Annotated in this window: 10 protein-coding genes and 1 pseudogene; 4 read left to right on the forward strand and 7 right to left on the reverse strand. The window is 68.8% G+C overall.

What is annotated here, in order from left to right; all coding sequences use genetic code 11:
• The 5 genes and pseudogenes from QZ772_RS04225 to QZ772_RS04245 form a co-directional block, all read right to left on the reverse strand.
• Window positions 1-125: pseudogene (locus QZ772_RS04225) on the reverse strand (ABC transporter ATP-binding protein); the annotation flags it as partial.
• Window positions 122-1,108, reverse strand: a complete 987-nt coding sequence (locus QZ772_RS04230) for a branched-chain amino acid ABC transporter permease (protein WP_295523348.1) — start codon at window positions 1,106-1,108, stop codon at window positions 122-124. The pseudogene QZ772_RS04225 and the gene QZ772_RS04230, both read right to left, overlap by 4 nt.
• A 136-nt stretch (window positions 1,109-1,244) precedes the next feature.
• Window positions 1,245-2,117, reverse strand: coding sequence for a branched-chain amino acid ABC transporter permease (locus tag QZ772_RS04235; protein WP_295523350.1), 873 nt, complete (start codon window positions 2,115-2,117; stop codon window positions 1,245-1,247).
• 275 nt (window positions 2,118-2,392) lie between these two features.
• Window positions 2,393-3,562, reverse strand: a complete 1,170-nt coding sequence (locus tag QZ772_RS04240; RefSeq protein ID WP_295523352.1) for an ABC transporter substrate-binding protein — start codon at window positions 3,560-3,562, stop codon at window positions 2,393-2,395.
• A 189-nt stretch (window positions 3,563-3,751) separates the two neighbouring features.
• Entirely contained in the window at window positions 3,752-4,522 is a 771-nt protein-coding gene (locus tag QZ772_RS04245) for a GntR family transcriptional regulator (RefSeq protein ID WP_295523354.1), read from the reverse strand.
• A gap of 157 nt (window positions 4,523-4,679) precedes the next feature.
• Here QZ772_RS04245 and QZ772_RS04250 point away from each other — a divergent pair, with 157 nt between their 5' ends.
• From QZ772_RS04250 to QZ772_RS04265, 4 genes are all read left to right on the forward strand, one after another.
• Window positions 4,680-5,732 carry an aromatic ring-hydroxylating dioxygenase subunit alpha gene (locus QZ772_RS04250; protein WP_295523356.1) on the forward strand — a complete coding sequence of 351 codons (1,053 nt, stop codon included), beginning with the start codon at window positions 4,680-4,682 and terminating at the stop codon, window positions 5,730-5,732.
• Window positions 5,729-6,685: a PDR/VanB family oxidoreductase gene (locus QZ772_RS04255; protein ID WP_295523358.1), complete on the forward strand. Its 957-nt coding sequence runs from the start codon at window positions 5,729-5,731 to the stop codon at window positions 6,683-6,685. The genes QZ772_RS04250 and QZ772_RS04255 overlap by 4 nt, the downstream gene beginning before the upstream one ends.
• Window positions 6,686-6,763: 78 nt before the next feature.
• Window positions 6,764-7,870, forward strand: coding sequence for a 5-methyltetrahydropteroyltriglutamate--homocysteine S-methyltransferase (locus QZ772_RS04260; protein ID WP_295523360.1), 1,107 nt, complete (start codon window positions 6,764-6,766; stop codon window positions 7,868-7,870).
• Between the two features lie 34 nt (window positions 7,871-7,904).
• Complete coding sequence (locus QZ772_RS04265) at window positions 7,905-9,278, forward strand: phospholipase D-like domain-containing protein (RefSeq protein WP_295523362.1); 1,374 nt, start codon at window positions 7,905-7,907, stop codon at window positions 9,276-9,278.
• Window positions 9,279-9,487: 209 nt separating this feature from the next.
• Here QZ772_RS04265 and QZ772_RS04270 read toward each other — a convergent pair whose 3' ends face one another.
• Both QZ772_RS04270 and QZ772_RS04275 read right to left on the reverse strand, forming a co-directional pair.
• Entirely contained in the window at window positions 9,488-10,618 is a 1,131-nt protein-coding gene (locus QZ772_RS04270; protein WP_295523364.1) for an ROK family protein, read from the reverse strand.
• Window positions 10,619-10,740: 122 nt separating this feature from the next.
• On the reverse strand, window positions 10,741-11,323 hold a 583-nt coding region (locus tag QZ772_RS04275; protein WP_295523366.1), incomplete at its 5' end, for a LysR substrate-binding domain-containing protein.

An 11,323-nucleotide genomic window follows, 5' to 3' on the forward strand; every position in this document is an offset into this window, starting at 1 on the left:
CCGATCAGCGCATGGCGCGCGCCCTTTGCCAGCCGCATCGACACATGGTCGGTGGCGGTGATGCCGCCGAAGCGCATCACCAGCGACTCGGCCTCGAGCACGATTTCGGGAGTGAGGGCCGTCATGCCGCACCGCCCTTCCGGAACCAGCGCTGCGGACGCAGCAGCCGCTCGCGCCCCACCAGCATCAGCAGCACCAGCAGCAGGCCGATCCAGAACATCCAGTACTGCGGCGTGACGCTGGACAGCAGATCCTGCAGCAGCTTGAAGACGATGGCGCCCGCCACGCCGCCATACAGCCAGCCCACGCCACCGATGACCAGCATCAGCAGCACGTCGGCCGAGCGGTCGAAGGCCAGCACATCCAGCGACGCGAAGCCCGTGGTCTGCGCCAGCAGCGCACCGGCGGCCCCGGCCACCGCCGCCGCCACGGTGTAGATCACCGACATGCGCGAGGTGACGGGAATGCCGATGGCCATGGCCCGCAGCCGGTTGTCGCGGATGGCCATCAGCGTGGCGCCGAAGGGCGAATGCACCAGCCGGCGCATGAGCAGGAAGAGCACCAGCGCCACCGCCAGTGAATACCAGGCCGCCACGCGGCCGTAGAGGTCGAAGTCGAACAGCCCGAGCACCGGGCCCATGACCACGCCCTGCAGGCCGTCGGCGCCGCCGGTCAGCCAGTCGAGCTTGTTCGCGAGCTCGAGCAGCAGCAGCGCCGTGCCGAGCGTCACCATCAAGCGCGTGAGGTCGCTGCCGCGCAGGATGGTCACGCTGGCCGCCAGGCCCAGCAGCGCGGCCAGCACGGTGGCGACGACCAGGCCCACGGTCGGATCGGGCATCACCAGCTTGGCGAACAGCGCTGCGGCATAGGCGCCGAAGCCGAAGAAGGCCGCATGACCCAGCGAGACGATGCCGGTGTAGCCCAGCACCAGGTCCAGCGACATGGCGAACAGCGCCACGATGGCGATCTCGTTGACCATCAGCGCATGCTGCGGCAGCGCGAGCGGCGCGGCGAAGGCCAGTGCCCAGAGCAGGAATTCCCACCAGCGCCAGCGGGCCTGGCCGAGCAGCGGGGCGCGCCAGTCGTTGTTGCTTCCTTTGGTGATCATGCTGCGACTCCTTTCGAGAGGCCGCGGAGCAGGCCATGCCAGTGCACCCATCGAACCGGCTTGGCCGGGCGACCGGGTGCGCCCCCTGCGAGGGGGGATTCGGCTACACGCAGTGAGCAAGAAACGGGGGTGGGCATCATTTCCCTCCCTTGCGGGTGAACAGGCCTTGCGGGCGCCACATCAGGATCAGGATCATCAGCAGGTACACCGTGAAGGCGCCCATCTTGGGAATGAAGTACTTGCCCGCCACGTCGGCGATGCCCAGCAACAGCGCGGCCGCCAGCGGGCCGGTGATGGACGAGGTGCCGCCCACCGCCACCACGATGAGGAAATAGATCATGTACTTGAGGGGGAAGGTCGGGTCCATGCCGAGCACCTCCGCGCCCAGCGCGCCGCCCAGGCCCGCCAGCCCGGAACCGACCGCGAAGGTGGCCAGGAAGACCTGATTCACGTTGATGCCCAGGCCGGCCGCCACGGTGGGGTCGTCCACCGCTGCACGCAGGCGGCTGCCGAAGCGCGTGCGCGTGAGCACCAGCTGCAGCACCACCGCCAGCACCGCACACACCGCAATGATGAACAGGCGGTAGTGGCCCATGCCCAGCAGCAGCGCGCCATCGCCGATCTCGGTGCGGCCGCGCAGCCACTCGGGCAGTTGCAGGTTTTGCTGCGAGGAGCCGACGAAGTAGTCCAGCCCCGCCACTGCCATGAAGGCCAGGCCGATGGAGAACAGCACCTGGTCCAAATGCGGCTTGCCGTACATGGGCCGGTAGAGCGTGCGCTCCAGCAGGGCGCCGATCAGCGCCGTCAACACGAACGCGAGCGGCAGGCACAGCAGGAAGGGCAGCCCCAGCTTCTGCATCGCATAGACCGTGATGTAGCCGCCCGCCATGGCGAAGGCGCCGTGCGCCAGGTTGATGAAATTCATCAGCCCCAGCGTCACCGCCAGCCCCACGGCGAGCACGAATAGCAGCATGCCGTAGGCAATGCCGTCGAACAGGATAGTCAGCATGAGCGCCGCATCGAGAGAGGAATGAGAGGGCGAGGCTGGGTGTGCGGGAGGCGCCAAGCCGGCCAAGCCACAAGGAACAACATGGCCGAACACACGCGCTCGGCCTGCGGGAAAGCGGTCAATAGAAAGCGCAATCGCCGCACATCCCAAAGTTCAGAAAAGCACGGTACCCCGCAAGACACCGTGGAACCGGCTTTGCCGGGCCACTGGTGTCGCCCCCGGCAGGGGGGTGGCGAAGCGGCCCTCAGGGCCGCGCAGCCTGGGGGCGAGCCCAATTACTTAGCCTTGCCAGGGTCTTTCACAGCCTTGATGACGTCGAACTCCACGTTGTAGAGCGCCCCATCCTTCTTCTCGACCTTGCGCAGGTACACGTCCTGCACGATGTCGCGGGTCTGCGCGTCGATCAGCACCTGGCCGCGTGGGCTCTCGAAGATCTGGCCCTTCATCTTGTCGAGCAGCGCCGGGCCGTCGCCCTTGCCGCCGGTGGCCTTCAGGGCTTCATAGATGACCCGCATGCCGTCGTAGCCGCCCACGGCCATGAAGTTGGGGCGCATGCCCTTGTTGGCCTTTTCGAAGGCCTCGACGAACTTCTTGTTCAGTGCCGAAGGATGCGCTGCCGAGTAGTGGTGCGAGGTGACCACGCCCAGGGCGCCATCGCCCATGTCGGCCAGTTGATCGTCGTCCGTCACGTCGCCGGTGGCGATCAGCTTGATGCCGGCCTTGTCCATGCCGCGCTCGAGGAACTGCTTCATCACCGCCGCGCCCGCGCCGGAGGGCACGAAGACGAACAGTGCATCGGGCTTGGCGTCCCGCACCTTCTGCAGGAAGGGCGCGAAGTCGGGGTTGCGCAGCGGCACGCGCAGCTTCTCGATGACCTTGCCGCCGTTGAGCTGGAAGCGATCGGTGAAGAACTTCTCGGCGTCGTTGCCCGGGCCGTAGTCGCTGACCAGCGAGACCACGCTCTTGATGCCGTTCTTGGGCGCCCAGTCGCCCATGGCCACCGACACCTGCGGCAGCGTGAAGCTGGAGCGCACGATGAAGGGCGAGGCCTCGGTGATGCTCGACGTGGCGGCGGCCATGACGACCTGCGGCGTCTTGCTCTGCGTGGCGATCGGCGCCACGGCCAGGGCCAGCGGCGTGAGGCCGAAGCCGGCCAGGACATTGACCTTCTCGTTGACGACCAACTCCTGCGCCAGGCGCTTGCTCACGTCCGGCAGGCCGGTGTCGTCCTTGACGATCAGCTCGATCTTGCGGCCGGCCACGGTGTCGCCGTTCTGCGCCATGTACAGCCGGGCGGCCGCCTCGACCTGGCGGCCGGTGGACGCCTGCTGGCCGGTCATCGGCAGGATCAGGCCGATCTTGAAGGGCGTGCCCTGCGCCCAGGCGGGGGCGCTGGCCAGGGCCGCGGCCGCGAGCGTGGCCTGGACGAACAATCGCTTTTGCATGAAGAAGTCTCCGTGGGTCAGAAAGAAGTAGAAGAAGAGAGATCGGCGGCCACAGGCCCCCGTCCATGGGAATGGGTTGGAGTGGGCAAGGCGCCGAACGCGCCGGCGATTGTGGACCGTGCCGTGCAGGACCGCATGGGAACAGACACCGAGACGGTACCTTTCAAGGCCGACGTCCTCCGCGGCCTCTCAGGCCGCGCGCGGCGCATCGGGGCGGATCAGGCCCACGCCCGGCAGGCGCTGGCCCTCGCGGTCGCGCATCGCGGCGCGCAGGTTGCGCTGCGCGATGCGCGCGTGCTCGCGCACCAGTGCCTCGGCCCGGGCGCCTTCGCGGTGGCGGATGGCTTCGAGGATGGCGCGGTGGTGGTCCTGCGCCACGATGAACATGTCGCGCGCCTGCGGCGAATTGGCCTGCACCACCACGAAGCCCGAGGGCGAGGCGAAAGGCATCTGCACCGCGCGGTCCAGTTCACGCTGCAGCACGCTGCTGTCGGCCATCTGGCCCAGCAGGCGGTGGAAGCGCTGGTTGGCCTCCACGTAGCGCAGGAAGTCGGCATCGTCCAGCCGCGGGCGGGCCAGCACGGCGTCGATGTCGGCCAGGCTCTCGTCGGCCTGGGCCAGCAACGCCGACGCCGCGCCGCGTTCGGCCGCCAGGCGGGCGATCAGGCCTTCGAGCGTGCCGCGCAGCTCGATGGCGTCGGAAACCTCGCGCTCGGAGAAGGAACGCACCGCGAAGCCGCCGTGCGGCAGCGCCTGCAGCAGCCCCTCCTGCTCCAGCCGGACCAGTGCGGTGCGGATGGGCGTGCGGGAGATGCCGAGCTTTTCGACGATGGCCACCTCGCCCACTCGCTCACCGGGCGGCAGTTCGCCGGCCAGGATCATTTCCCGCAGCCGCAACTGGGCCCGCATCGCCTGGGAGGCGCCGGCGTCAGCGACGTTGGAGAGTGCGGCTTCTGGCATGAGGCGGGAGTCTATCTGTATACATTGCGACAAAGATCAAGGCACTTATTCGTGGTTTTCCCTAGGTTTCACGCCATTCGAGTGGCACCTCTGTATACATAGCCAACATCGCTTTCCATAATCGCGCCATTCCCAAGCCGATTCCCGAGGACCCCCGATGTATCCCAAGAACGCCTGGTACGTGGCCTGTACCCCCGATGAGATCGCCCACAAGCCGCTCGGCCGCACCATCTGCGGCGAGCGCATCGTCTTCTACCGCGGCGAAGGTGGCCGCGTCGTCGCGCTCGAAGACTTCTGTCCCCACCGCGGCGCCCCGCTGTCGCTGGGCCAGGTGTGCGAAGGCAAGCTGGTCTGCGGCTACCACGGCCTGGTGATGGGCGAGGAAGGCAAGACCGTCTCCATGCCCGGCCAGCGCGTCGGTGGCTTCCCGTGCATCAAGCGCTTCGCGGTCGAGGAACGCTACGGCTTCATCTGGGTGTGGCCCGGCGACCAGGCCCAGGCCGACACCGCCAAGATCCACCACCTGGAATGGGCGCAGAACCCCGACTGGGCCTATGGCGGCGGCCTGTACCACATTCAGGCCGACTACCGGCTCATGATCGACAACCTGATGGACCTGACGCACGAGACCTACGTGCACAGCACCAGCATCGGCCAGAAGGAGATCGACGAGACGCCGGTCACCACCAAGACCGAGGGCGAGCAGGTGGTCACCAGCCGCTTCATGGACAACGTGATGGCCCCGCCCTTCTGGCAGGCCAACCTGCGCGGCAACGGCCTGCCCGACGACCAGCCGGTGGACCGCTGGCAGGTCTGCCGCTTCACCCCGCCGAGCCACGTCATGATCGAAGTGGGCGTGGCCCTGGCCGGCCATGGTGGCTACCACGCGCCGGCCGACAAGAAGGTCTACAGCATCGTGGTGGACTTCATCACGCCCGAGACCGAGACCTCGCACTGGTACTTCTGGGGCATGGCGCGCAACTTCAACGTCAAGGACGAGGCCCTCACCGCCCAGATACGCGAGAACCAGGGCATGGTCTTCGCCGAAGACACCGAGATGCTCGAAGCGCAGCAGCGCTCGCTGCTGGCCCACCCCGCCCGCCGGTTGCTGATGCTCAACATCGATGCGGGCGGCGTGCAGTCGCGCCGCATCATCGACCGCCTGCTGGCGGCCGAGCGCGTTCCTGCGGGCGAGGCGGTGGCCGCATGACGTCGTTGCAGGTGCGCGTGCAGCGCAAGTCGCAGGAGGCCGAGGGCATCGTCGCGCTCGAACTGGTCAGCGCCGACGGGCGTCCGCTGCCGGGTTTTGGCGCTGGTTCCCACATCGACGTGCACCTGCCCAATGGGCTGGTGCGCCAGTACTCGCTGTGCAACAGCGCGGCCGAGCGCCACCGCTACCGCATCGCCGTGCTGCGCGAGCCCACCTCGCGCGGCGGCTCGGCGGCCGTGCACGACCTGATCAAGGAAGGCGATGTGCTGACCATCAGCGCACCGCGCAACCACTTCGCGCTGCACGACGCACCGCGCAGCCTGCTCTTGGCCGGCGGCATCGGCGTCACGCCCATCCTGTGCATGGCGCAGCGCCTGGCCACCTGGGGCGCCGATTTCGAGATGCACTACTGCACGCGGTCGGCCACCCGGACCGCCTTCCGTGACGAGATCGCCGCCAGCGCCTTCGCCGACAAGGTGCACCTGCACCATGACGACGGCGCCGAGGCGCAGAAGCTGCGCGTGGCCGAGCTGCTGGCCACGCCCGAGCCCGGCACCCAGATCTACGTCTGCGGCCCCGGCGGTTTCATCGACCACGTGGTGAACACCGCCAAGGCCAACGGCTGGCCGGCGCAGCAGATCCACCTGGAGTACTTCGCCGCCGCCGCGCAGGACACCAGCGGCGATCAGCCCTTCGAAGTCAAGCTCACCAGCAGCGGCCAGACCTACCGCATCCCCAAGGACCAGACCATCGTGCAGGCCCTGCGCGCCGAGGGCGTGGAGATCATGGTCTCGTGCGAGCAGGGTGTCTGCGGCACCTGCATCACGCGCGTGCTCGAGGGCGTGCCCGACCACCGCGACTGCTACCTCACCGACGACGAGCGGGCGGCCAACGACCAGTTCACGCCCTGCTGCTCGCGGTCCAAGACACCCCTGCTCGTTCTGGACCTGTGAAGTAGCGCGCCAGCGGCTACGATCCCCCGGCCGCCGCCTCACAGGGCGGCGTTCCTTTTTCACCTCTCAGGAGACACCATGCAACTGCCCGCCCGCTACGACCATGTCGGCAGCTTCCTGCGCCCGCAATACCTGCTCGAGGCCCGCGACAAGAAGGCCAAAGGCGAGATCGGCGCCGAGGCGCTGCGCGAGGTCGAGGACAAGGCCATCGCCGAGATCGTCAAGTTCCAGCAGGACGTCGGCCTCAAGAGCATCACCGACGGCGAGTTCCGCCGCACGTACTTCCACATCGACTTCCTGGAACAGCTGGGCGGTGTGAAGACCGACATCCCGGTCACGGTCAAGAAGGCCGACGGCACCGAGGAGCTGGCCCCACCGGTGATCCGCGTGGTGGACAAGGTGCGCCATGCCAAGGACATCCAGCGCGCCGACTTCGAATACCTCAAGGGCCAGGTGGCCGCCGGCTGCACGCCCAAGGTGACCATTCCCTCGCCCACCATGCTGCACTTCCGCGGCGGCCGTGCCGGCATCAGCAAGACGGCCTACCCCGAGCTGGACCCGGCCTTCTACGACGACGTGGCCAAGGCCTATGGCGACGAGTTGCGCAGCCTGTACGACGCCGGCTGCCGCTACGTGCAGATGGACGACACCAACCTCGCCTACCTGTGCGACGAGAAGATGCGCGAGGCCGCCCGTCAGCGCGGCGATGACCCCAACGAGCTGCCGCACCGCTATGCCGGCTTCATCAACAAGGTGGTGGCCCACAAGCCCGAAGGCATGCTGCTGGCCATGCACCTGTGCCGCGGCAACTTCAAGAGCACCCATGCCGCCGCCGGCAACTACGAGCCCGTGGCCGAGGCCCTGCTGGCCGAGATGAACCTCGACGCCTTCTTCCTGGAATACGACGATGACCGCTCCGGCGACTTCCGTCCGCTGCGCTTCCTGCCCAAGGGCAAGACCGTGGTGCTGGGCCTGGTGACCACCAAGTTCGGCGAGATGGAGAGCAAGGACGACCTCAAGCGCCGCATCGACGAGGCCGCCAAGCACGCGCCGCTGGAACAGCTGGCCCTGTCGCCGCAGTGCGGCTTCTCGTCCACCGTGCACGGCAACAACATCGCCGTCGAAGCGCAGCGGCAGAAGCTGCGCCTCGTGATCGAGACCGCCCAGGAGGTCTGGGGAAGCTGATTCCGAGGCGGGCCGGGTATGCGAAGCTCGGCCCATGCTCCACTCCTTCGCGCCCTGGCTGCCCAGCATCTCCGAGCACTTCCTGGCCGTCGCGCTGGCCTTGCTCGTCTATGTGCTGACCACCCGGGGCCGACGGGAGCAACGGGCGCCTACGGCCGCCATCGCCTGGGTGCTGGGCATGCTGCTCATGCCCTACCTGGCACTGCCGGCCTACCTGATGTTCGGCCAGCGCAAGCTGCGGCCCACCGTGCCGCCGCGGCCGGCGCGGGCCGCCCTGCCCGGTCACTGGGCCGCCGAACTGCTCGACAGCTTCGGCCTGGCGCCACCCAGCCGCTGCGCCCTGCGCTTCCACGGTGACGGGGAGGCCGCGCGGGAGGCGCTGTGGACCGTGATCGATGCCGCCGAGCGGCGGCTGGACGTGTGCACCTTCATCATCGGCAGCGACCCCCTGGGGCAGGCGGTGGTCGAGCGGCTCACCGCCCGCGCCCGGGCCGGCGTGCAGGTGCGTGTGCTGCTGGACGGCTTCGGCGCACTGCAGCTGCCGCGCCGCTACTTCGACGCGCTTCGTGCCGCGGGCGGTGAAGTCCGCGTGTTCCGCCCGCTGCTGCGCCTCAGGGCGGGCGGGCCGCGCAACCTGCGCAACCACCGCAAGCTCACCATCGCCGACGACCGCTGGCTGTGGAGCGGCGGACGCAACCTGGCGGGCGAGTACTTCACCGGCAAGGGCGATGGCGAGCGGCCCTGGGTCGACCTCTCCTTCGACGTGCAGGGCGATGCGGCGGCGGCCGCCGCGCGGCAGTTCGCCCAGGACTGGGCCTCGGTCGACGACGAAGTCCCGCGCACCGTGCCGCCCATCGAGGACGTGACCGAGGGCCGACTGGTGCAGTTCCTGCCCAGCGGGCCCGACCAGGCCGAGGACACGGCCCAGTCGCTGCTGATCGGCGCCTGTTTCCGTGCGGAGCACCGCATCCTGGCGGTGTCACCGTACTTCGTGCCGGGCGACGGACTGCGCGATGCGCTGCGGCTGGCGGCGCGCCGCGGCGTGCAGGTGACGCTGGCCATCCCGCAGCAGTCCAACCACCGCATGGCCGACTTCGTGCGCAGCCGCGCCATGCGCGACCTGGCCCGCGCCGGCGTCCAGTTCCGCATGCTGCCCTTCATGGCCCATGCCAAGGCGGTGGTGGTGGACGACGACCTGGCCTTGTGCGGCTCCATCAACCTAGACCTTCGCAGCCTGCTGCTCAACCACGAGGCGGCGACGGTGCTCTACGACCCGCAGGATGTGGCGTGGCTGTCGGACTGGGTGGAGGCCCTGGCCGCGGCGGGTCAGCCTTACCGGCCGCGGCGGCCGGGGCTGATGCGGGATGTGGCGGAGGGGCTGCTGCTGACCATTGCCTTTCAGCTTTGAGGAAGCTGCGGGACTCGGACGTGCGAGGTGCTGTGCGGCACTTCGACAAGCTCAGTGCGAACGGGCGGGGTTGCACAAGGGAGACCGAAGCCTCGCCCCAACCGTTCGGGCCGACCCCGTCGAAACCCTTCACAACCGTTCGGCCGAGCCCGTCGAAACACTTCACAACCGTTCGGGCTGAGCCTGTCGAAGCCCTGTCCCTGACACCATCAGCGCTTCTTCGCCCCCGGCCTCACCACCCGCGCATTCACATAGCTCGCATTGCCCAGCCCGGTGCCGATGGTCAGCACGGCCCAGCGCTTGACGTCGCGCATGAAAGGCAGCTCCGACAGGCCCTGCACCACCGCGTCGTTGTGCATCAGCACCTGGGTGGGCTGGTGGCGGATCAGCGGCAGCCGCTCGCGCAGCTTGGTCGGCAGGTGGAAGGTGTCGGCCGCCCAATCGCCCGGCAGGTTCTGCGCGCCGCGCGCGATCGTGCCGTCCTCGCGGATCAGGCCGGGGCAGGCGATGCCGATGAAAGGCGCCAGCCTGATCTTCTTTTGGTGCGCAAACGCGATGGCCTCTTCCAGCATCAGGGCCAGTTGCTCGACCAGTGCGGCGCGGCTGGGCTTGTCGTCCGCATGCCGCCATTTCTCGCGCCACACCACGTCGGCACGCGACAGGTCCTCGGCCTTGTCGCGGCGAAAGCGTACGACCCCGCAGCGGACGTTGGTGCCGCCGATGTCGAGCGCCAGCAGCGCATCGTCATGCTCGACGAAATGCGCGGGCGCCAGATGCACCCAGCCGATCAGGCCGCCGTCGTCCACTTCGTGGCGCAGGCGGGCCAGTTGCACCGGCAGCTCCTGCACATGGCACAACGCCGCGGCCTCCAGGATCGCGCGCTCGCCGGCGTCGCTTTCGGGAAATCCGCCACCCACCACGATGCGCTGCACGCCCTTCCACGACTTCTGCCGCATGAAGCGCTGGATCACCTGCGTGAGGCCGATGGCGAATTCCTCGACCGCGCCATTGACCAAGTCCGCGCCCACGTTGGGCGAATCGGCCAGGGCCTTGTCGATGCGCTTCTTGCTCAGTTTGCGCGAGGGCAGCTTGCCGAAGGGATCCGCCTCGCCGCGCTCGCGGCAGCGGCGGCGCCAGTCGTCGAGCAGGTCGCGGAAGGCGCCCTGACTGGCGCGGTCGCCGATGAAGCCCTCGTCGTCCTTGACCTCCAGGTTGTAGCCCGCGATGCGCACCGAGGCCAGGTCCAGCATGCCGTGGTGGGCGCCGACCACGCTGGGGGGGTGATGCGGGCGGCTGCGGGTGGACGAGGGAGCGTCGCGGTCGGCGGTCTTTTTGGGCATCGGTGTGCGGGCAGTGGATGGTGTGATGCTGACGGCCGACAGCCGCTGCGGAAGCGGGCTGCCGTCGGCATCGGGCATCGGCGGGGGACGGCAGCGAACGTAGGAAGGCGGCCTGCTCTCGGCTACAGCGCGCTCGCGGCGCGCTCCAGCTGCGCCAGCCGCCGCGCCATGCGCTCGGCGAAGTCGCGGCACACACCCGGTACGCTGCGCTGCGAGGGCAGCAGCACGCCCACCTGCAGGGCATTCACCGTCCGCAGCGCGAAGGGCCGCCACACCAGCTCGCCCCGTGCCAGCTCCTGCACGAAGGCGATCTTCGAAAAGCAGGAGACACCGCGCCCAGAGCGGATCAGCCGCTTGAGCAGCGGGGTCGAGTTGCAGGTGGCCGCGGGCGTCATCGCCTCCCAGAAGGCGGCGAACTCCGGCGACAGCGCCGCGTCGATGACCGGCTGCGTGCCCGAGCGCAGGAAGGGATAGCGGGCGCATTCGGCCAGCGGCACCTCGGCCAGGGCGGCCATGGGATGGCCGGGCGGCATCACCACGCCCAGCGGGAGCCGGGCCCGGGCGACCACGTCGACGCCCGCCGGCAGCCGGTGCAGGAAGCACAGGCCCAGGTCAGCCTCGCCCGCCAGCACCATGGGCGGCACCGCCATGGGCTGGACCGCGGCCAGGCTATACCGGGCGGCCGGAAAGATCTGGAGAAACTCC

Source organism: uncultured Pseudacidovorax sp., from assembly GCF_913773995.1.
Lineage (GTDB): Bacteria > Pseudomonadota > Gammaproteobacteria > Burkholderiales > Burkholderiaceae_C > Xenophilus.